This is a genomic window from Kitasatospora humi (assembly GCF_020907985.1).
GTDB classification, from domain to species: Bacteria; Actinomycetota; Actinomycetes; order Streptomycetales; family Streptomycetaceae; genus Kitasatospora; species Kitasatospora humi.
In genome coordinates this window covers 1-21,009 of the sequence record NZ_JAJJPA010000053.1, presented here as the reverse complement: position 1 = coordinate 21,009, position 21,009 = coordinate 1, and the positions used below count along the sequence as shown (strand labels likewise).

Sequence of the window (21,009 nt, the reverse complement as noted above, 5' to 3'; positions counted from 1 at the left end):
CCGAGCCGGCCCGGTGCCGCGGGTCCGGCGGTCAGCGGCCGGTGGTGACCACCATCCGGAAGCGGGCCTGGCCGCTGCTCATCCTGGCGACCGCGGCGGCGGTCTGCTCCAAGGGAACCTCCTCGATCCAGGCACGCACGCCGGACTGGGCGGCGAAGCGCAGGGTGTCCTGGGTGTCCACGGCGGTGCCGGAGGAGTGGGCGTAGACCTTGCGGTCGCCGTTCATCAGCTGCAGCGGGTTCACCGTGAGCCGGTCGGGCGAGACACCGACGATCACGAGCTCGCCGCGGCGGGCGAGGCCGTCGATGGTGGCGGACATGGCGTCGGAGTTGGTGATGGTGGCCAGCACCACCTTGGCTCCGCCGAGGGCTTGGAGGGCCTGGGCGACATCGCCGGCCGTGCTGTCGATGTAGTGGTCCGCGCCGAGCTCGTGCGCCAGCGGCTCCTTCTCCCGCCCCCGCGCGATCGCGATGGTGCGAAAGCCCATCGCACGGGCGAACTGCACGCCCAGGTGACCGAGGCCGCCCAGGCCGAGGACGGCGACCGTGTCGCCGGGGCGGGCGGCGGTGCGGCGCAGTGCGTTGAACACGGTGACCCCGGCGCAGGCCAGCGGGGCGGCCTCGGCGGGGGACAGCTCGTCCGGTACCGCAGCCAGCGCGACGGCGGGGACGACGACGGAGTCGGCGTAGCCACCGGGGTAGGCGGCGCCGGGGACCTGCAGCTCGGGGCAGTTGACGGCGTCGCCCGTGCGGCAGGCGTCGCAGTGCCCGCAGCTGCCGCCGTACCAGCCGACGGCGACCCGGTCGCCGACCCGCCGGCCCGCCACGCCGTCACCGAGGGCGTCGATGCGGCCGGCTATCTCGTGCCCGGGGGTGACCGGGAACGTGGTGCCGGGCAGCAGGCCGGCGGTGATCAGCAGGTCGGAGTGGCAGACCCCGCACGCCTCGACGGTGATGCGGACCGCCCCGGGCCCCGGTTCACGCGCCGGGACTTCGACCAGTTCGAGTGCGGCGTCCGGGGCGGCGGCCCGGACTGCGCGCAGGACGCCGTCGGACGTGGTGGGGGTGGTGGCAGTCATCCGGAAGCCCTTCGCTCGGGGGCCGGCGCGGTGCCGGGCCCGCGCACGCTCACCACTCCAGCTTGGGGCGTCCACCACCGGTTGGCCACGCGTCGCCGCATCGGTGGCGAACTGCCGGGGTCGGCGGGCACGGCACCCGCGCCCGCCACCGGTGCGCCGGTGGACCCGGCCGCCCACGGCAGCGGTTCAGAGGCCGAACCGGGCGCGGTGGGAGGCCGGGACCAGATCGGCGTACTCGGGGTGCTTGGTGATCCAGCCGCGGATGAAGGGGCAGTAGGGCAGGACGGCGAGTTCCTGCTCGCGGGCCGCGTCCAGCGCGGCCCGCGCCAGTCGGCCGCCCAGGCCGCGGCCCTCGAAGCGGGGGTCGATCTCGGTGTGGATGAAGGCGATCTCGTTGCCGGAGCGGTGGTACTCGGCGAAGCCGGCGAGCTCGCCGTCGTCCTGGATCTCGAAGCGGGACTTCTCGGCGTTGTCGCTGACGGACTGCTCCATGACTGCTCCTCGGGTGTCGCGGTGCGGCCGATCGCCTCGGTGGGCGGGCCGGCTGGGGCTGCATGGGAAAGCATAGTTGAAGAATCAACATCTGTCTCCATGCGGCTGCTCCCCAGGCGGCTGCGCAGGGATCGGCAGGGGACCACGGGGTGGCGCCAGGTGAGCGGGACGTCGAAACCAACCCGCGCCGGGCCGGGCGATGGACTTCGCGCGCATCCGCCGTTGCCCCTCGGCGCACCGCTGTTCGGACCGTCGGCCATGGTCGGGAGCCAGGAGCCGTTGCCGCAGCCGGCGCAGAAGATCGTGACGGAGGGTAACCTGGGGCAGCCGGGAGTACGGACCGGCTGATCAAGAGGCGGCAGTGGTGGAAGACGGGCGGGCCCTGGCCCAGGTGGTGGTCGGGCGGAAGCGGGAGACGGAGCTGTTGACCGCGGCCCTGGTCCAGGCCGAGGACCGGGGGAGCGGGTCCACGGTGCTGCTGCGCGGTGACCCGGGCGTCGGCAAGAGCACCCTGCTGGGCTGGGTGGAGCGTGCCGCGCGCGAGCGCGGATTCGGCGTCCTGCGGGCGGTCGGCGCCGAGGCGGAGACGGACTTCGCCTTCGGGGCCCTCCATCAGGCCCTCTGGTCGCCGTTCCAGCAGTCCGGCGCGCTGTCGGCGCATCAGCGGGACGCCCTCGACAGCGCGTTCGGCGTCCGGTCCGGCGCTCCGAGCGGGTTCGCCGTCGGCGCCGCGGCCCTGGCACTCCTGGCCGAGGCGGCGCGGACCGCCCCCGTGCTGCTGCTCCTGGACGACATGCACTGGATCGACTCGTCGAGCGCGACCGTCTTCGCTTTCCTCCAGCGGCGCTGTGCGGAGCTGCCGCTGGTGATCATCGGTGCCAGCCGCCCGGACGGTCCGGCCGCGCAGACCTGGTCGGCCGAAGCCGTCGAGGTGCGGGCCCTCGCCCCGGCCGACGCGGACCTCCTGCTGGCCCGCTGCCACCCCGAGCTGGCCGCGACCACCAGGGACCGGGTCCTCGCGGAGGCGGCCGGCAACCCGCTGGCGCTGGTCGAACTGCCGCGACAGCTGGCATCCGCCCAGCGCCGGGGAGCCGCGCCGCTGCCGGAGCGGTTGACCCTCGGGCGCAAGCTGGAGCAGATATTCGCCGAGCGGCTCGACGCGATGACACCGGCGGTCGGCCGCCTGCTCCTGCTCGGAGCGCTGGCCACCGGCTCGGACTTCAGCAGCGCGGTGTGGTTGCGGGCCGTGGCGGACGACGGGGACCGGGAGACCCTGGCCCGGATCGAGGCGGACGGCCTGGCCCGGATCGACGAGACCGGACAGCTGGTCTTCCGCCATCCGCTGGTCCGCACCGCGGTGGTCTCCGCGGCCTCCGACAGCGCACGCCGCGAGGCCCACCGGGCCCTGGCCGAAGCCCTCGCAGCGGACGACCCCCGGCGGCTGCTCCACGAGGCGGCGGCGGCGCTGCTGCCGGACGAGGACCTCGCGCACCGCCTGCACGAGGTCGGCCGCGACCTCGCCTGCCGCGGCGGCGACGCGGAGGGCGCCCTGCTGCTCGAACGCGCGGCCGCCCTCAGCCCCAGCTCCTGCGACCGGGTCCGCCGGCTCACCTGGGCCGCGGTGATGGCGGCCCGGGGCGGCCAACTGCGCCACACCGCCGCCCTGGTGGAGCAGCTGAGGAACACCACCGTCCCGGAGGACGTCGCCCCGCTGTTCGCCTACGCGGTCGTCTACGCGGACCAGAGCCACCACGTCGACTTCGAGTCCTCCGCGGCGCTGCTGCCCACGGTCCTGGACCGGCTGACGGCACCGGGCGCCGACACCCTCGGCGGGCTGGTGGAACAGGCCTACTTCAAGCTGCTGCTGGCCGCCACCTACACCGACGACCCCTGGGCGTGGCGGGCGCTGGAACGGCACCGGGAGAACGTGTCCGAAGCGGGCCGGCTCTGCCTGCGCGCCTGGACCGACCCGGGTGCCCACGCGGCCGGCGCACTGCGGGCGCTGGCCGACGGCATGACGGAGGAGCAGGGGGCCGGTTCGGCCTGGCTGCTGCTGTGGACCATGTCGGCCCTCGACTGTTCCGAGGGCGATCTGTGGCAGCGCTTCAGCGGGCTGTCCGGCTACGCCACCCAGGGCTCGGTCGCCAAGGCCAAGGCGTACCAGGACTTCCTGCTCGGCCACTGGGACCAGGCGGCCGTCTGCCTGCGCGAGGCCGAGATCGCGGACGAGCTCGGCTACCACACCAACGCCCTGATGTTCCGGCACTACCACGCCCACTACCTGGCCGGGCGGGGTGACGCGGCGGGCCTGCGGGAGATCGACCAGGCCATCAGGCCGACCGCCACGCGGGCCCGGATGCGGTACGTCCTCGACCGCCTGACCCAGCTGCACGGCCTGGTCGCGCTCGCCCACCAGCGCTACGAGGAGGCGTACGCGCACTTCTGCGAGATCACCCCACCCGGGACCCTGCCCAGTGGTCCGCCCTGGCACCACGCGCTGCTCTTCGACCTGGTGACGGCCGCCGTGCACACCGGGCGGCACGCCCAGGCACGGTCGCACATCGAGGCGGCGCGCGCGGCCGGCTCCGCGGAGATCTCCGACCGGCACGCCTTCCTGTTCGCGGCGGCCGGCGCCGTGGCCGCCGAGGACGACGCCGCCGAGGCCGCCTACCAGGCCGCCTACGCGGTGCCGGGGGCCGAGCGCTGGGCGTTCGACCTGGCCCGGCTGCGGCTCGCCCACGGTTCCTGGCTGCGGCGGCGCCACCGGCCCGGGGCCCGGGAGGCGCTGCGCACGGCGCACCACGTGTTCCGCCGGCTGGGGGCGGCCGTCTGGGCGCAGCGCTGCGAGGAGGAGCTGCGGGCCGCCGGCGACCAGGTGGCCCCGGCGTTGGACGGACCGGCCGATCCGCGGTCCGCCCTCACCGGGCAGGAGCTGCGCATCGCCCGGCTGGCCGCGACCGGCCTGACCAACAAGGAGATCGGGCAGCGGCTCCAGCTGTCGCCCCGCACCGTCGGCGCCCACCTCTACAAGGTCTTCCCCAAGCTCGGCATCACCTCGCGGGCCGCGCTCGCCCGCGCCCTCGACGCCCGCTGACCCGCCGGGCACCCGGCCACGCACCCTTCGGGCGGCGCACCGCTGCCCCCGGGTGAGGCCGGACGGCAGGGCGCAGGCGGGCGAAGTTCCTCCTGTTGTTCTTCCTGGTTCACGGCGGCGGCTGACGGTGGGATGGATCCGGCGGCAGGCGCCGGTCACGCGCCCGCCCGACAGCCGCGACGCCGGACCGCGAGTCCGGCGCGCCCGCAACCGTCCGAGGAGCGCTGATGTCCGTCGTTCTCGACACCACCGCGATACCGCCCGCCGACCGCGCCGAGTACTGGCACGAGGCGGTCTGCCGCACCTTCTTCCCGATGGACGTGTCGCTGCTCGAAGACTCGCCGGCCCCGGCGCGCATCAGCAGTCACCGGCTGGGCGACCTCCAGGTCTCCCGAGTGCGGTCGGGACCGCAGCGGAGCGTGCGCAGCGCGGGCCTGATCGCGCGCGGCGGCGAGGGCCAGTTCACCTTGGCGCTCCAGCACCGCGGTACCGCCCGGCTGGTCCAGGACGGCTGCCAGGTGGCGCTGCGACCGGGTGCTTTCGCGATCTCCGATGCCGGGCGGCCGTTCACCAAGGAGTTCGAGGAGTCGTTCGCCTACACGGCCTTCTACTGGCCGCGGTCGGCGGTGGGGGTCTCGGAGGAGGATATGCGGGTGCTCACCGCTACGGCCTTCGACGGCAGCGAAGGCACCGCACGGCTGGTGGCGACCTATCTGGAGCGCCTGGCGCGGGCCGCCGACTCGCTGGAGCCCGACGTCGCCGGCCGTCTCGCCACCACGGCGCTGGACCTGCTGGCGGTGCTCGCCCGCGAGCGGCGCGGGCGGTCGGTGCCGGGGCTGCCGGAGCCGGCCCTGGTCACCCTGGCCCGGGTGAAGGACCACATCCTGCGTCACCTGGGCGATCCGGGCCTGTCGCCGGAGCGGATCGCGGCCGCCCACCACGTGTCGGTGCGGTACCTGCACAAGCTCTTCCAGTACGAGGAGGCCACGGTCGCCCGCTGGATCCAGCGCCAGCGCCTGGACATGTGCCGGCGGGACCTGGCCCGCTCGGCGGGCCGGGTGACGGTGGCGGCGGTGGCGGGCCGTTGGGGGTTCGTGAGCGCCAGTCACTTCAGCCGGGCGTTCCGCGCCGCCTACGGGGTCTCACCGCGCGAGTGGCAGGCGGGCCCGGGGTGCGGCTTCGCCGCGTCGCGGGCCGTGCGTGCTGCTGCGGCCGGCAGCGCGGCAGGGCAGCGGCCGGGCCGCCCGGTGGCACTGAGCGCCACGGACTGATGGCACGTCAGATCACCGGCGCGGACGTCCAGTTGCTCAGTAGCCCGACGGCCTCCGTCTTCCGGTCGGTGTCGCCGGCGGCTTCGGCGAGTTCGATCGCCTTGCGGACGGCCGCGAGCGCCCGTTCCCGGTCGCCCAGGGTGTCCAGGGCCCGTGCCAGGCCGAGCGCGGCGGCGGCCTGGAGCATGGGCACCCCGAGTCGGGCGCCCAGTCGGAGCGCTTCGGCATAGGCGCGCTCGGCGTCGCCGGGACGGTTCAGGGCGAGCAGTGCTTCGCCCTTCTGGGAGAGGGCGTTGGCCATGGTGAAGTCGACGATGTGGGCCGCCGTCGGCGCGGTGGCAGGGGCGGTGAGCAGCCCGATGACGGTGTCCAGGGTGGCGACCGCGGCGGCGTGGTCGCCCCGGAACCCCTCCGCACCGGCCAGCGCCAGCAGCGCCTGCGGGTGTCCCTCGCGGTCGCCGGCCGCGGCGAACAGCTCCGCCGAGCGCCGCGCCAGGGCGACCGCGCCGCCGAGTTCCCGGAGCCGGTTGGCGGCCCCCGCCGCGTAGAAGGCCGCCCAGGCCTCCTGGACGACGTCGCCGCCCAGGTGGGCCAACTCGATGGCCTGCTCGGCGGTGGCGAGCGCCTCCCGCGGCTGGTTCAGGCAGTAGAGCTGCGCCCAGGCGAGGTAGCTGGTGTGGGTCGCCTCCAGCGCGTGGTCGCCGAGCGCGTGCGCGGCCGCCCGGGACAGGCCGAACACCTCGTGCCAGTGGCCCCAGTACGTCCAGCGGTCGGAGAACCAGTGCATGGACTCGGCGGTGCGCACCACCTCGGCGTGACGCCCGTCCTCGGCCGCCGTCCGCAGGGCGGCGAGCCAGTTGGCGCTCTCGGCCTCCAACCAGGCCTGGGCGGCCTTGGGCGTGGCGAACACGGCGGCGCCGCGCGGCCCGTCCGGCTGGAAGCAGCAGCCGGCGGCTTGGGCGGTGTCGAGCAGCCAGGTGTGCATCGCGGTCTCGGCGGCCCGGCGGTCCTGCGGGGACTCCTCCTCGTCCAGCCGCTCCCGCGCGTAGAGGCGGATGAGGTCGTGGAAGAGCATCCGGTCGGTGGCGGTGGTGCTGAGCAGGCCGAGTTCGAGGAGCTCGTCGAGCATCTCCTCGACGGAGCCGGGAGCCAGGCCGGTGAGGGCCGAGCCCAGCCCGGCGTCGAAGTCGGGACCCGGCACGAGCGCGAGGCGTCGGAACAACCGCCGTATCGGCTGGGTGAGTTGATCGTAGGAGAGCTGGAAGGCCGACCGGATGCGCAGGTCTCCGGCGGCCAGGCGCCCCAGGCGCAGCTCCTCGTCTCCGAGCCGGTCGGCGAGGCTGCGCGCACTCCAGGCGGGACGGCTCAGCAGCCGGTTTCCCGCGATGCGCAGCGCCAGCGGCAGGTTCCCGCACAGGTCGGCGATCCGGGCCAGGGCCGACGGGTCGGCCGCGGCCGACCCGTCCTGCGGTTCCTCGTCGCGCAGCGCCAGGATCGCCCCGAGCAGGGTGGTGGCGGCCGTGGCGGGCAAGGGCTTCAGGACCAGGCGCCGGGCGTGTTCGATCCCGGTGAGGGTGCGGCGGCTGGTGACCCAGACGGTGCCGTGCCCGGGGCCCGGCAGCAGGGCGCGCAGCTGGCCCTCGTGGGCCGCGTTGTCGAGGACGATGAGGACGTCCCGGTCCTTGAGGAGGCGGCGGTAGAGCGCCTGCCGCTCGTCCGTCTCGGTCGGGAGGTCGCGTTCGCGCAGGCCCAGGGCCCGGAGCAGCCGGCCCAGGGCGTCGTGCGGGGTGAGCGGTTCGGTGTCCAGGCCGCGCAGGTCCAGGAAGAGGCAGCCGTCGGTGAAGCTTTCGGTCAGGCGCTCGCCGGCGTGCAGGACCAGCGCGGTTTTGCCCAGGCCGGGTGCCCCGGAGACGATCGACACCCGGGGCAGCCGCGGGTCGGCGGTGGTCCGGCCGAGCCAGTCGACCTCTGTCTCGCGGCCGGTGAAATCCGGTACGGGGGAGGGGAGTTCACACGGCCGGGCGGCGATCGGACGCTGCCGGCGACGGCCCGAGCGGGCGGCGGCGAGCAGCACCGCGGTGTCGTCGGGTGACAGCTCGAGCGCCTCGGCGAGCGCGGCGACCGTACGCGGTTGCGGACCGCGGCTGTGGCCGCGCTCCATGTCGCCGATGGCGCGCCCGCTGACACCCGACCGCTCGGACAGCTCCTCCAAGGTCAGATCGGCCGCGTGCCGGTGCGCGCGGAGCAGCGGCCCGAACGCCTGGGGCTCCTGCTGCTCCTGCTGCTCCATCGTTCTCCCTGGTAGTTGAAACATCATCATACAAGGGAGGCGGCGACGGTCAGTGAACGCCGATCACCATGCCGGCCGCTGCGCCTCGCTCGGCCCGGCACCGCCGCGTGGCCGCTACCTGCGGCGTCAGCGGCCGGCCAGCCCGGCGACGAGCTGCTCGATCCGGGCGGCCTGCGCGTCACGCTCCGCCTTGAGCGCGGCGAAGGCCTGCGGCTGCCGGGCGATCGCGGCCTTCTGGTAGTCGGCTTCGACGGCGAACCAGATCCCGAGCAGATTGGTGCGCGCCTTGCAGTCCACATCGGCCTGCGCCATGCGGATCTCGGTGGCGTCCGGCTTGGGCTCCTTGACGGACGGCAGATCCGCTCCGGCGTCCAACGGGTTCGGCGTGCTGAACCCCTTGCCGCGCATGCACTCCGACCAGTGCCCGAAGACCTCCTGCACCCGCGGATCAGCCATCGAGTGGGCGAAGCTCTCTCCCTTCGTCTGCGCGACGAGTTGGGAGGTGCCGCCGCTCGAGCCCGGCCCGCCCGGCTGGAGCGAGGCGAGCTCGGTGTTGACCTTCCCCTGACAGCCTCCGGTCGGCACCGACTGCCCGTTCGAGCTGGTCATCGGCTTGCCGGCGGCGTCCCGACCGAGCAGCACGGCGTTCTCCGCCGGGGAGAGCGTGGCCTTCGGGGCGGCATTGTCACCTCTGGGCAGGTGGTATCCCCAGGTGCTGACGCTCGCCGGATCGGTCACGCCGTAACGACGGAACATGAGGGAGTCGGAGGGCGAGACGACCGGGCTCGGCGCCACCGGCAGGTCGAAGCCGTACTGCTTCATGCACACGGCGACCTTCTCGGCGTTCAGCCACTTCAGTTCGGCCGACTGCCGGGGTGTGAGCATGTAGTCCGCGATCGGCAACTGGAGCGTGGCGACCTGCGCGGGACTGGGAGTGGGCGTCGCCACCGCAGCTGGTGGTGGCGCCGGGGCGGCCGGCGACGCGGCCTGCTCGGCGGAGCACCCGCTTGCCGCCAGGATGATCAGCGTCATCGCCAGGAGTCGCCTCCGGTGGGCTCTCTTTGCGGCAGTCACGGCTGTTCTCTCCGAGTTCGCGAGGCGGCCTGCCCACCCGTGTCAGCCGGGGGGCAGGCCTCGGGCATGGGACGGGGACCGTCAGCCGACGGTGGGGCAGTAGGAGCGCGTGGCGTCGTCCATGGCGATCGACGCTTCGTTGTTCTTCAGCCACGAGTTGAGGTTGCCGCCCATGCCGGGGCTCAACCAGTTCTCGTCTCCCATGTAGTTGGAGTTGACCCAGATGCCCACGTCGCAGGCGCTCGCGTTCTCGGCGGACGCGGCGTCGTTCTTCACGGGGTTGCCGTCACTGAAGTTGCCGGAGAGCGAGGGAACGGCCTGGACGTTGCTCGTCCAGATGCCGCCGCCGTGGTTGGAGTTGTAGAAGAGGCAGAAGTAGGCCCCCGGGTGGCTGGCGCAGGTGCCCGCGTGCCAGCTGTCGATGTTGACGTAACTGGCGTTGGCCTGCCCGGCCAGGCCGCCGAGCGCGAGGATGGCGGTAGCGCCGACCAAGGCGACGCGTGACACTGTCTTCTTCACGGACATTGCGAGTTCTCCTCCGTTGGGCAGGCCGGGTGGTGCGGCGTCCGGCTCCTGAGTTCGGGGGGCAGGCGGAAGCGGCCCCTCCGGTGGGAACAGTAGATCTTGAAACGAACCGGTGTCAGTACGATTTGCGGCCAATCCGATGGCCGATCTCATGGCGGACCGGATCCGATGGCCAGTGCGATCGCCGGCACCGAAGCCGAATCGAGGAACCGCCGGACGTATGCCGACACCTGCGGCAGTGGGCCGGCGCGTCGTCACCATCGCCCGGGCGGCCGCCCGGCAGGGCGGTCCGGGGGCGACTGGGGCAGGCTGGCAGCATGGATCCCACGGGTGCGAACGCCGGAAGGGCGGCGAACTCCGAGGCCGGAAGCGGCACGGCTTTGTCAGGGTGCGTCGCGCTGGTGACGGGTGCGTCCAGCGGCATCGGGGCCGCCACTGCCTTGGCGCTCGCCCGGGAGGGTGCGGCAGTGGCGCTGGTGGCCCGCAGCACCGAACGGCTGGAGGAGCTGGCAGCCACCATCCGGGGCCATGAAGGCTCGTGCGCCGTCATCAGCGCTGATCTGCGGGACAGCGGACGGGGCCGGGACGTCGTCGAGGAGGCCGCCGAGCGCTTGGGGCGGCTGGACGTGCTGGTGAACAACGCCGGATACGTCGCGATGGGGCCCGTCGAGGAGGTCGGCGCCGAGGATGTCGACCGGATGGTCGACCTCAATCTGACGGCTGTCCTGCACCTGTCGCAGGCGGCGCTGCCGCATTTGCTGCGTGCTGCGGCAGGCGAGCCGCGCAGGGTCGCCGACCTGGTCAACGTCAGCTCGGCCGGCGGCCGTGTGGTGCGCCGCGGCAACGGCGTCTACTCGGCGACGAAGCACGCGGTGTGCGCGTTCAGCGAGGTCCTGCGCCAGGAGGTGACCCGGCGCGGTGTCAGGGTCGGCGTCATCGAACCGGGGCTGACCTCGACGCACATGGCCACCGGTCCCGGGCTCGCCTCCGCGCGCGGCATGGCGCAGGAGCTCTGGCTGCGGGCGGAGGACGTCGCCCGCTCCATCGTCTTCATGGTCACCCAGCCCCCGCACGCCGCCATCAACGAAATCCTGCTGCGCCCGACGGCCCAGGAGCACTGAACCCGCGGCCCGGGGGCGGCCGAGGCCCGGGCTTGCCGAGGTGCAGTCAGGTCGCCCTGAGCCGAAGGGTGAGGTGGGCCGCCGGGCGAGGTGCCAGCCCGTGGGCTGGTCCTTTTCCCAGCGGCCTCCTCCCGAACCCGCCGTGCGACGTTAATCGCAGCGGGCTCTCCAGTGACTGCCGTGAATTCAGTCTGCGCGGCCGTCGTGGATGCCAGCATGGCAACTTCCGCACACCACAAGGGTCTTGCGTCGCTTCCTCGCCATGAGAGCAGCCCAGTCGGGCTGTTCCTGCCCATGCCGGTCCAGGTCGGCGAGCTTGCGGATCTGATGGACCTGGATGTCCTCGGCCCGTCCGCACAACTCGCATAGCCTGGCCAGCAGCCGACGGACCAACTCTCTTCCGCGCGGCTGGCGTTGGGTAGGGTTGCGGTCGATGAGAGTCGCCCGCTTCTGCCGTTTTAGTGGAATGCCACCGAACCGTGCGACCAGCGGATTCCTACCTGCGCGACGGGTGATGCTGACCTGGAGACACTTGCGGGGCCCGGCCGGGGTGTCGATCGTGACCTTGTATTTGCGGGCCATCTTCGACATGGATGAGCGGTGCTTGTTCGCCAGGGAGCAGAGCAGCGAGGACTGCATGACCCAGTGCAACCGGTTCAGCCGAAAGACGTCTGAGGCCAGTAGGTAGTAATTCACGATTCCGCGGTACATGGCGCCGTAGATGTTGACGATGGTGTAGTCGTCGTAGCGGAGCATCGCGGGCATTCGCGCGGGTTTGCCGCGCGCCATGTACGGGGCGCAGTGTGCCTTGATCACGTCATTCGGGACACGCAGTCGAACTTTTCCGTTGACCGAGCGGCGCTGGCGCCGTGGCCCCTTCTTTGGTTCTGATCTGCGGTCGTCCCGGCGGACGGTGATGTCGTAGCCGAGGAATCTTGCCGCGCCGGTCTTGGCGTGGGTGATGAGCGTCTTCTCTCGGGACAGTTCCAGCTTGAGATCGTCATACAGGAACTGCGCCAGGCGCTGTTTGATTTCTTCGGCCTCGGCCTTTGGTCCGGTGAACCCGATGAGGGTGTCGTCGGCGTATCTGACGTAGCGGAGTCGGCGGTATCCCGGGTCGGACATGTCCTGGCTCGGGAGGCTGTGCAGCCGACTTCGCAGTTGTCGCACTTTGGCGCGGTCACCGCGCTCGCGTGCTCGTTGGATCGCCGCTTCGACCCTTCGGTATTCAGGGTTCCTCGCTCTGAGTTTTCCTCGGGTGTATTCCGGCATGAGAGCCGTCTCGACGAAGGTGTCCAGCCGGTGCAGGTAGATGTTGGACAGGATCGGCGAGAGGACCCCGCCCTGCGGAGCGCCGCTGAGAGTGGCGTTCCATTTCCAGTCCTCCAGGTATCCGGCTTTGAGCATGTTTCGCACGAGCCGCAGGAACCGGTTGTCGTGGATCTTCTCGCCCAGGGCTTCGAGCATCACTTGATGGTCAAGTGAGTCGAAGCACTGGGCGATGTCTCCTTCGATGAACCAGGTTGTCCCCGTCCAGGTGTTCGCTACATCGCTCAGAGCGGTGTGGCAGCCCCGTCGGGGACGGAAACCGTGTGAGTGGTTGGAGAACTGGGGGTCGTAGAAGGCCTCCAGGAGAAGGCGCATCACTTCGCCGACCAGCTTGTCCGTCCAGGACGGCAGGCCCAGCGCCCTGCGCTTCCCGTTCTTCTTCGGGATGAAGGTGCGCTTGACCGGCTTGAATCGGAAGCGCTCGTGGCGCAGCGCATCGATGATGCGTCCGATCTTTGCCAGCGACATGCCGTCCGGGGTTTCCCCTGTGATCCCGGGTGTCATCGCCCCCTTGTTGGAGTAGATGCGCCCGTAGGCCATCAGATACAGCTGCGGGTTGAACATCTGTCGATAGAGCTCGTTGCACGGCAGGTTGCGCCTGCCTCTTTCACGGAGGACACCAAGCACCGTGTCGGCGCTTTGCATTTCGCATACCTCTTGGATTGTTGATGCCTCGTCACCTGTGTCCCTTGGCCCTGTGAACGGCTTTCCCGTTCTCCCTGGCAGGTCGTTACTCCTGCGACTACTACGGACACTCCGTCACCATGGGGCTCGCGCCCTTTAGGTGATCCTCTGTTCGTCTTGTTTGTACGTTCTAGCGCGACGTAGGTGCCCCACTCATCTCCTTGAATATCCTCACTGGAGATCGTCCCTCTCCCCGGAGTTGCGGCAGTGGTGCACAAATCACCACCGCAGGGAGTGGCGCCGGTTTCGGGTACCTTTCCGACGGAGGCGTCTTTTCCTCGACTGGAGATTGGGGTTCAGGCAATCCAGCTTTCACCATATCGCGCGGGTCGCTCGGCGCACCGTCCCTGATACCTGGACCCGGTCACCGATTTTCTGGCATGCTACGGTCCCCTTTGCCTTTCGACTCCAGGTAAGCCATCCGACCCAGGAATATCCTCCGAATTCCTCCCGGCTTCGCCGGGAATACAATCAAGCGCTTTCAGAGCGCACGTGCACCACACTTCCTTGCCGAGCGCGCCGAGCGGGCGCACACCCCAGGACTCGGCGAGCTGCTCGACGAGGAGGAGCCCGCGACCGCCCTCGCGGGTGCAGGCGGAGGGGATGACGGGGAGACTGAGGGCACAGGTGTCGGCGACGGCGATGCGGAGCCGGGAGCCGGAGAGGCACCAGGCGACGGCAGCGGACTCACCGCCGTGCAGCAGGGCGTTCCCCCCGAGTTCCGAGAGCACCAGGCAGGCGTCGTCGGGATCCAGGCCGTGGGCGGTGAGCTGGTCGCGCAGGCGGTGGCGGGCTGCGCGCAGGGTGGCGGGAACGACGAGCGCGAGTTGGCTGCCTTCGGCAGTCGGGTGTGACGGAAAAGCGTCAACAGCAGCTGAGGGCAAGGGAACAAGACGCATTGGTCTCTCCTGATCGGGTTGGTAAGTCCCCCCTGAAGCGTGGTGCCCGCCCCGGTTGGACGCCGTGAGGCGGGCTGCCAACCGGGACGGACGCCCCGCGCGGCTGCTTCCCCAGGCTCGGCTGCGCGGGAGTTGTGTCGGGCGTGGCGGCCCCGGGGCCGCCGGCGACGGGCAGAACCGGTACCGCATCGGTCAACGCTTTTGGTCCGAGGAGGAGTTGGTCTTGCTCTCGTGACCACAGCGGGCCGGACCGGCGGTGACGCCCTGTCCTGCGGGAGGCTGTGGAGCGCCGCCTAATCGGCGGGACTGCCCCCGGTGACGATCTCCGTGTGCACCTGCTTCATCCGGCGCAGCGTGGCCTCCACTTCATCGTCGGTGGCGCCGGTGCCCTTGGTCACCTGGAGGTCCAGCGTGCGCCCGAGTGAACGCAGCTCGCACAGGGCAGTAGCTTGGTCGAAGGGCTCGGCCGATGGGGTAGCGATCATCACTGTTTTTCCTTTCAGTGCATGGTGGTTGGGGCTCCGTCCGCATCGGGGCGACAGGTGCCTGCGCGGCGGCAGCCACAGTCGGTCTGCCGAATCACCGCATCGCTCCTCTGCGTGCTCGGGCAGTTACTAGAATGCTCACCATGGGGGCCCAAGACCAGTGCTCCAACCCGCAGTAGATCGGCAGGTAAAAGTCTCCGATGGCCAAGTTGACGGCTGGACCTGACCCGACGTCATCTCCGTTGATGCGCTTCGGCGCAGAACTTCGCAGGTTGCGACGGGCGCGTGGCTGGTCTCAGGAGAAGACCGGCCAGCTCCTCGGGTACTCGGATACGTGGATCTCGTTGATCGAACGAGGGAAGGAGGTTCCAACTTCCAAGCTGGCACTAAAAGCCGATGAAGTGTTCGAAACCGGCGGCCTGTTCGTCGAGCTGCTCCGGCGCATCACCAGTGCGACCCTGCTGGAGGGCTTCGAGGAGTTCGCCGATCTCGAGAGTCGATGCCGGGAGTTGCGAGAGTTTCAGACGGGCATCATCCCCGGCCTGCTCCAAACCCGTGAGTACGCGGCAGCCCTTACGGGTGCGGCTGTTGAGCGCGGAACCATCACCGAGGCCCAAGCTGATGAGCGGCTTGCCTTCCTTTCGGTTCGTCAGCGCCGCGTCCTGGATGGGCGGAGTGCTCCGGTCATCCACAGCGTCATGGAGGAAGCCTGCTTGACGCGCCTCGTTGGCGGTCGTGAGGTGATGCGGCAGCAACTGGAGCATCTGTCAGTCATGGCCAAACGGCCGAACATCACGCTGCAGATCGCTCCCCAGAGCCTGGGTGAGCTGGTCCCCTTCCTCTTTCCAATCGTCCTGCTGACCATGCCGGACCGGTCGGTGATCGGATACACGGAGACACACGCTCGGGGGTACGTGGAGCGCAGGTCAGCTGTCTGTGCAGCCTGGGAGAGAGGCTACGATCGGCTCCAGGTTGAGGCGATGAGCACCGCGGCTTCATCTGACGTGATCAGGAGCATCGGAAAGGGATTTGAATGACGATCAACTTGATGAACGCCGTCTGGCGGAAGTCCTCCCGCAGCCAGTCCGGCGGCCAGTGCGTCGAGGTTGCCGATGGGTTTCCCGGTGTCGTGCCTGTGCGGGACTCGAAGAACCCCGAGGGTGGCGCGCTGATCTTCACCGCCGAGGGCTTCGCCGCCTTCGTGGCGGGCGTGAAGGATGGCACCTTCGGCGTTATCTGACTTGTGGTCCATACGCAGGGGCCCAGCGGGAAGCTGACTGTCAGGGCCCACCTGCGTTTCGGCGCCGGTCGTCGCTTGGCGCTTGCAACTCGGTGACGCAGGTCGCCCGGGAGTTGCACCATGGGGCTTGCTCGCAGAGTGAGGTCGCGGGCGTATGCGGTGTGCTCTCAAGGCTCTGGCCGCCTGGTCAGCCACTGCGATCGTCTCCAGGTGGGCGCGCTTTCCGAGCTTCACTCCATCAAGCTGATTCGTACTGTCGGAAGGAGCTGGAGTCATGAACGTGTCAGGTGCTCGCTGGCGGAAATCGTCTTTCAGCCAGCAGGGCGGTAACTGCGTTGAGGTAGCGGACGGTTTCCCCGGCATCGCTCCCGTCCGCGACTCCAAGGACCCCGAGGGGCCGGCGCTGACCTTCGCCTCGGAGGGCTTCGCCGCCTTCATCGAGGGCGTGAAGAATGGGGAGTTCAGCGTTACCTGACTTGACGTCAAGGCATGGACAGGGCCCTGGCGGACAGCTTCCCGCCAGGGCCCACCTGCGTCTCGACCTCGGTCACCGGTCGGTGTGGAGTTCCGCGATGTAGCCGCCCGGGAACTGGACCATCGCGCTGGTCCGGCTGCCCACCGTGACCGGGCCCCAGAGCACCGTGGCGCCGGCGGCCTTGGCCTTGGTCAGGGTGGCGTCGAGGTCCGGCACGCCGTAGCCGGTCAGCTCGCGGCCGAAGGGGTAGGGCAGGTGGCCGTCCGTGACCGTGATCGTGGTGGTGCCGAAGCCCGAGGTGAGGCGCAGCTGCCGGTAGGTCGTGCCGGGCAGGCCGATCGATGCGCCGTCGGCCGTCCGGTCGTCGGAGACGATCCGGCCGCCGGTGAAGCGCAGGTAGCTGCGCAGGAAGTCGCCGACCGCGTCCGGCGACAGGTAGAGCCGGTTCTCCGGCACGCTGGCCAGGGCGGGGTAGGACGGCGCGGTGGTGTGCACGTAGAGCTGCGCGCTGATCCCGCCGGGGAACTGGACGATGGCGTCCCGGCCGATCGGGTCGGCGAACGGCGACACCACGACGGCCGCGCCGTCGGCCTTGGCGGTCCGGACGGCCCGGTCGAGGTCGGTGACCAGCCAGCCGGTGCGCTCGGTGCCGAACGGGTACGGGACCGGCGTGGTGTAGTCGAAGAGCGACAGCGTACCCACCGGGGAGAGCACCAGCTCGGACATCGTCCTGCTGGGTGTCGGGGTCACCTGGGTGGCGACCGGCCCCAGCGTGCTGCCGCCGAAGGTGGCCGTCCAACTGGCCGCGAACGCCTGCTCGGTACCCGGGGTGACGTACACGTGGGTGGTGTCGTACTGCGGCCCGACGGCGAGTTGCCGGCGCGACTCCGGCGGCGTGCCGGCCTGGGCCGTCGAGGCGGTGGGGATCGCCGTCAGTGCGGCGATCGCCGCCACCAACGGGATCGCCCGTCGAGCGAAGCCCTGCATCATGGGGGACCTCCCGGTCGTCGTTCACGCCCGGTGGCCGTTGTAGCCGGGCGGCGGGCGCGGGTCTGCTGCTGGTCTGAGGAGTCGATCGGCGGCGTGGGCGCCGGCGCGGTGCCGATGACGCCGGCCCGCTCGACCACCTGACAGGACGTTAGGCGGCTTGCCGGTCCGCAGTTGGCCCGCAGCGCACCGCCTCCGTTCCGGCAGCGCACCCGGGGCGTGGCGCCGGCAAGCGATGCGCTGCGGGGCCGGGCGCCGTGCGTCGAGGGACAACAGACCCCGGCCGCACCGCCTTACGGTCGGCGCATTCGCTCCGAAGCGCGCTCCGCGAGCCGCGAGCGCACGAGAAAGGACTCCCCTGTGACGTCGAGCAGCCCTCCCACGGTCGTTCTGGTCCACGGCGCCTTCGCCGACGCCTCCAGTTGGGCCGGTGTCATCGCCGAACTCCAGAGCCACGGCGTGCCCGTGGTGGCGCCGCCCAACCCGCTGCGCGGTCTGGCGAGCGACGCCGCGTACACCGCCTCGGTGGTGGCCGGGATCGACGGGCCGGTGGTGCTGGTCGGCCACTCCTACGGCGGCGCGGTCATCACCGTCGCAGGCACGGCCGAGAACGTCGTCGGACTGGTGTACGTCGCCGCCTACGCCCTGGAGGAGGGTGAGAGCCTCGGCGAGCTGCAGGGGCGCTTCCCGGACTCCCCGCTCGCGTCCAGCCTGCGGACCGCGACCTACCCCCTCGACGGGGGCGGCTCGGCGGTGGAGGTCTCGGTGGTGCCCGAGGCGTTCCCCTCGGTGTTCGCCGCCGACGTGCCCGAGGAGGTGACCAGGGTGCTGGCGGTGGCGCAGCGTCCGCTCGCCGCCGCGGCCTTCACCGAGCCGGCGGGGGCGGCCGCCTGGCGGAGCAAGCGCTCGTGGGCCCTGGTGGCCGGTGCGGACCACGCCATCAATCCCGAGGTGGAGCGGTTCGGCGCGCGGCGGGCCGGCGCGACCGTCGTCGAGGCCGACGGGGCCTCGCACGCCGTGGCGGTGTCCCGCCCCAAGGACGTCGCGGCCCTGATCATCGAGGCCGTCCGCGCGGTCGGCTGACCGGCCCGGCACACACGGCAACCCCGGCCCAGCACACACGGCAATCCCCGGCCCGGCACACACGGCAACCCCGGCCCGGCACACACAGCAACCCCGGCCCAGCAGACACAGCAACGAAAAGGACGAGGAACATGAGCACTCAACCCACCGTGGGCGGCGGCCAGCCCTGGCTGCACCAGAACGGCGAGGTCATCCAGGAGTTCGGGACGGTGAAGCTGTTCCCGCTCGGCCTGTCGCACGACGCCCGCAGGTACTCCTGCCAGCGGCTCAACCGGGTGCTGGCGGACACCCAGATCCTGTACGGGCTCTACAAGAAGCACCACTGGCTGGTCCGCGGCGCGACCTTCTACCAGCTGCACCTGGTGCTGGACAAGCACGCCGAGGAGCAGCTGGCGCTGGTCGACGCCCTGGCGGAGCGGGTCCAGAGCCTGGGCGGCGTGGCGGTGGGCGACCCCCGCCACGTCGCCGAACTCACCTCCGTGAAGCGGCCGCCGAACGGCGTCGAGGAGGTTCCGGCCATGCTGTCGCGACTGCTGGAGGCCCACGAGACGATCCTGATCGACGCCCACGACGCGGCTGCCCGGGTCGCCGAGCTGGGCGACGACGGGACCAACGACCTGCTGGTCTCGCAGGTGATCCGCACGGGGGAGCAGCAGGCCTGGTTCCTGGCCGAGCACCTGGTGGACACGCCGCTGGTCCGCGCCTGACGGCATCGAGCCCCCGGGCCTCGGCATCCGTCGGATGCTTGGATTCCAGCGGCGACGCTGGACAGTTGGCCGTAGGGGCTGCTCGTCAAGGCCGGTGAACGGAGCAGCGGAGCTGCTGTCGAAGGGGACTGTCACTTCCGGACATCCTCACGCAGGAGCTCCGCTGTTCGAACGTTCAGCCCTGCCTGGTGAGTTCGGCGGTGCCGCTGCCCATGCTGGCCTGCAGGGTGCCACTGGTGTTCAGCCGGTACGTCACCTGCACCGGCGTGCTGCCGGCACACAGGGCGTCGGTGCTGGCGTTGGACTCCCTCACCACGATCCCCCGGTCGGACGCGGAGACCAGGACTCCTTGCCCGTCACACGAGATGCTGGTGTTGGGGTAGCTGACGTTGGAGTGCTCGACGGTCTCGCCCGCGTCGCCCTGGACGATGGTGACCCTGACGGTGGCCGGAGCTCCGAAGGACGAGGTGGCCGTCCCCGTCCATTCGCCCAGGACGCCGGCCGGAACGCTGCCGCGGTTGGGCGTGTCGCCCGTGGACGGCTGTGCTCGGGGAGCCTGCTGCGTGGCTGACGGTCTGCTGGACGGCTGCGTGCCAGGTGGCTGCGCGGCCGGTGAGGCGGGTGGCGCGGTGGCTGCCCCGGCTGCGGTGCCCGAGGCCGAGCTGCCGTCCCCGAGCCACCGCATCAGCCCGACCGTGGCCGCCACGGACACGGCCGCCACGACGGCCACCAGTGCGATCCGCCGCCCGGCCCGACGCGGTGGCGCGGAAAGGGCCGGACCGTATGGCTGACCTGTCCTCGGATCGGGCGGGCTGCCCGGGTGCGGCGGGTTTCCGTATGCGCCGGCGGGCGTGCCGCTTGTCCAGCCCTGCGGAGCCCACATCGGTTCGGTCGGCGGCCTGCCGTGCGGCGAGGGGTCGGGAGTGGGAGGCAGCGGCGGCGGTGCTGCCGGAGCAGCCTGGAGGTGGCCGGTGCCCGTCGGGTGGCCGGTCGCGCCGACCGGCGTGCCGGCACCCTGGTTCACGCCCCGGTCCAGGCTGCGGGCGCCCTGTTGACCGCCCCGGTCCAGGCTCGTGGCGATACGCGCCTCCCCGGGTCCGGAGCTTGCTCGTGCCCCGCCTTGGTCGGGCACGTGGTCGAGGTCCAGCAGCTCCACCGCCCGCCGCCCCACCGCCGCGGACAGTGTGCCCGGTAGCCAGTCCCCACCACTCAACCGCGCCCTGCCGGCTCCGGCCGGGTCGAGCTGTTCGGCGAGCCGCAGCGGTGTCGCCCGGTGTGCCGGGTCCTTGGCGAGGCAAGCCGCCACGATGGCACGCAACTCCGGGTCGAGGCCGTCCAACTCCGGTTCCTCATGCGCGACCTTGTAGAGCAGCGACGCCACGCTGGGGCCCTCGCCGAAGGGAGCCCGGCCGCTCGCCGCGAACGCCAGCACGGCACCCAGGGAGAAGACGTCGGACGGTGGTCCGGCGACGATCCCCTGGGCCTGTTCCGGGGACATGAACCCCGGTGAGCCGATCATGAAGCCGGACCGGGTGAGCGCGGCGGAGGCATCCAGGGCCCGCGCGATCCCGAAGTCGATCAACCGCGGGCCGTCCAGGGTGAGCAGCACGTTGGACGGCTTGACATCCCGGTGCACCAGGCCGAGCGCGTGCACCGCCGCCAGCGCCTCGGCCAGCCCGACCCCCAGGGCACGCACCGAGTCACCCGGCAGCGGCCCGAAATCCCGTACCGCCGCACCGAGCGCCGGACCGGCGACGTAGCCGGTGGCCACCCACGGGTGGCGGCCCTCGGTGTCCGCGTCCAGCACCGGTGCGGTCCAGTGGCCACCGACCAGCCGCGCCGCCTGGACCTCCTGGCGGAAGCGGGCGCGGAACTCGCCGTCCTCGGCCAGCTCGCTGCGGACCACCTTCACGGCGACCGTCCGACCCCCCGCCGTACGGCCCAGGTACACCCGGCCCATGCCGCCCGCGCCCAGCCGCCGCAGCACCCGGTACGCACCGATCTGCCGCGGGTCGTCCGGTTCCAGTGGCTCCATGCCTGCTCCCCTCCCGTCCCCTCCGGCTCCGCCAGGTGAGCCGGCTGGGCACGACCGTACACCTGGCGCTGCCGGTAGCGGATACCCGAGCATCCTGGCTGTGGAGGCACTGTGACGCCGCGTCAGTTGCCGTTGCGGTT

General features: G+C 71.4%; 17 protein-coding genes and 1 pseudogene. 8 read left to right on the top strand and 10 right to left on the bottom strand.

Features of this window, described 5'->3' with window-relative positions:
* Positions 1–31 precede the first annotated feature (31 nt).
* Together LN042_RS31105 and LN042_RS31100 are read right to left on the bottom strand one after the other, a co-directional pair.
* Positions 32–1,078 (bottom strand): alcohol dehydrogenase catalytic domain-containing protein, encoded by a 1,047-nt coding sequence (locus LN042_RS31105; protein WP_230054772.1) that lies wholly within the window; start codon positions 1,076–1,078, stop codon positions 32–34.
* A gap of 186 nt (positions 1,079–1,264) precedes the next feature.
* A pseudogene (locus LN042_RS31100) lies at positions 1,265–1,582 on the bottom strand (GNAT family N-acetyltransferase); the annotation flags it as partial.
* A gap of 352 nt (positions 1,583–1,934) precedes the next feature.
* Between LN042_RS31100 and LN042_RS31095 the strand changes: the two are divergent.
* Positions 1,935–4,664 carry an AAA family ATPase gene (locus tag LN042_RS31095; protein WP_230054770.1) on the top strand — a complete coding sequence of 910 codons (2,730 nt, stop codon included), beginning with the start codon at positions 1,935–1,937 and terminating at the stop codon, positions 4,662–4,664.
* Between the two features lie 227 nt (positions 4,665–4,891).
* Entirely contained in the window at positions 4,892–5,935 is a 1,044-nt protein-coding gene (locus tag LN042_RS31090) for an AraC-like ligand-binding domain-containing protein (RefSeq protein ID WP_230054769.1), read from the top strand.
* Between the two features lie 7 nt (positions 5,936–5,942).
* Here LN042_RS31090 and LN042_RS31085 read toward each other — a convergent pair whose 3' ends face one another.
* From LN042_RS31085 to LN042_RS31075, 3 genes are all read right to left on the bottom strand, one after another.
* Complete coding sequence (locus LN042_RS31085; RefSeq protein WP_230054768.1) at positions 5,943–8,225, bottom strand: helix-turn-helix domain-containing protein; 2,283 nt, start codon at positions 8,223–8,225, stop codon at positions 5,943–5,945.
* Positions 8,226–8,351: 126 nt separating this feature from the next.
* Positions 8,352–9,257 carry a hypothetical protein gene (locus LN042_RS31080; protein WP_230054767.1) on the bottom strand — a complete coding sequence of 302 codons (906 nt, stop codon included), beginning with the start codon at positions 9,255–9,257 and terminating at the stop codon, positions 8,352–8,354.
* A gap of 123 nt (positions 9,258–9,380) precedes the next feature.
* Positions 9,381–9,824 carry a peptidase inhibitor family I36 protein gene (locus tag LN042_RS31075; protein ID WP_230054766.1) on the bottom strand — a complete coding sequence of 148 codons (444 nt, stop codon included), beginning with the start codon at positions 9,822–9,824 and terminating at the stop codon, positions 9,381–9,383.
* 317 nt (positions 9,825–10,141) lie between these two features.
* Between LN042_RS31075 and LN042_RS31070 the strand changes: the two genes are divergently transcribed.
* Positions 10,142–10,945: an SDR family oxidoreductase gene (locus tag LN042_RS31070; RefSeq protein WP_230054765.1), complete on the top strand. Its 804-nt coding sequence runs from the start codon at positions 10,142–10,144 to the stop codon at positions 10,943–10,945.
* Between the two features lie 186 nt (positions 10,946–11,131).
* Here LN042_RS31070 and LN042_RS31065 read toward each other — a convergent pair whose 3' ends face one another.
* The 3 genes from LN042_RS31065 to LN042_RS31055 all read right to left on the bottom strand — a co-directional run bounded on the left by LN042_RS31065 (position 11,132) and on the right by LN042_RS31055 (position 14,342).
* A complete protein-coding gene (locus tag LN042_RS31065; RefSeq protein WP_230054764.1) occupies positions 11,132–12,919 on the bottom strand; it encodes a reverse transcriptase/maturase family protein in 1,788 nt (595 codons plus the stop codon).
* A 422-nt stretch (positions 12,920–13,341) separates the two neighbouring features.
* Positions 13,342–13,857, bottom strand: a complete 516-nt coding sequence (locus LN042_RS31060; protein WP_230054763.1) for an ATP-binding protein — start codon at positions 13,855–13,857, stop codon at positions 13,342–13,344.
* A 293-nt stretch (positions 13,858–14,150) separates the two neighbouring features.
* Positions 14,151–14,342 carry a hypothetical protein gene (locus LN042_RS31055; RefSeq protein ID WP_230054762.1) on the bottom strand — a complete coding sequence of 64 codons (192 nt, stop codon included), beginning with the start codon at positions 14,340–14,342 and terminating at the stop codon, positions 14,151–14,153.
* Positions 14,343–14,542: 200 nt separating this feature from the next.
* Here LN042_RS31055 and LN042_RS31050 point away from each other — a divergent pair, with 200 nt between their 5' ends.
* The 3 genes from LN042_RS31050 to LN042_RS31040 all read left to right on the top strand — a co-directional run bounded on the left by LN042_RS31050 (position 14,543) and on the right by LN042_RS31040 (position 16,057).
* Positions 14,543–15,379: a Scr1 family TA system antitoxin-like transcriptional regulator gene (locus tag LN042_RS31050; RefSeq protein WP_230054761.1), complete on the top strand. Its 837-nt coding sequence runs from the start codon at positions 14,543–14,545 to the stop codon at positions 15,377–15,379.
* Entirely contained in the window at positions 15,376–15,582 is a 207-nt protein-coding gene (locus tag LN042_RS31045) for a DUF397 domain-containing protein (protein ID WP_230054760.1), read from the top strand. Before LN042_RS31050 ends, LN042_RS31045 begins: the two co-directional genes overlap by 4 nt.
* Before the next feature lie 274 nt (positions 15,583–15,856).
* The gene (locus LN042_RS31040) at positions 15,857–16,057 is read left to right on the top strand and encodes a DUF397 domain-containing protein (protein WP_230054759.1); all 201 of its coding nucleotides are present in this window, start codon (positions 15,857–15,859) and stop codon (positions 16,055–16,057) included.
* A gap of 72 nt (positions 16,058–16,129) precedes the next feature.
* Here the strand turns inward: LN042_RS31040 and LN042_RS31035 are convergent, their stop codons facing one another.
* Positions 16,130–17,047 carry a VOC family protein gene (locus tag LN042_RS31035; protein WP_230054758.1) on the bottom strand — a complete coding sequence of 306 codons (918 nt, stop codon included), beginning with the start codon at positions 17,045–17,047 and terminating at the stop codon, positions 16,130–16,132.
* Between the two features lie 357 nt (positions 17,048–17,404).
* Between LN042_RS31035 and LN042_RS31030 the strand changes: the two genes are divergently transcribed.
* Together LN042_RS31030 and LN042_RS31025 are read left to right on the top strand one after the other, a co-directional pair.
* Positions 17,405–18,127, top strand: a complete 723-nt coding sequence (locus LN042_RS31030; RefSeq protein WP_230054757.1) for an alpha/beta fold hydrolase — start codon at positions 17,405–17,407, stop codon at positions 18,125–18,127.
* 131 nt (positions 18,128–18,258) lie between these two features.
* Entirely contained in the window at positions 18,259–18,834 is a 576-nt protein-coding gene (locus LN042_RS31025; protein WP_230054756.1) for a Dps family protein, read from the top strand.
* Positions 18,835–19,009: 175 nt separating this feature from the next.
* Here LN042_RS31025 and LN042_RS31020 read toward each other — a convergent pair whose 3' ends face one another.
* Positions 19,010–20,869, bottom strand: coding sequence for a serine/threonine-protein kinase (locus tag LN042_RS31020; RefSeq protein ID WP_230054755.1), 1,860 nt, complete (start codon positions 20,867–20,869; stop codon positions 19,010–19,012).
* Positions 20,870–21,009: the final 140 nt, after the last annotated feature.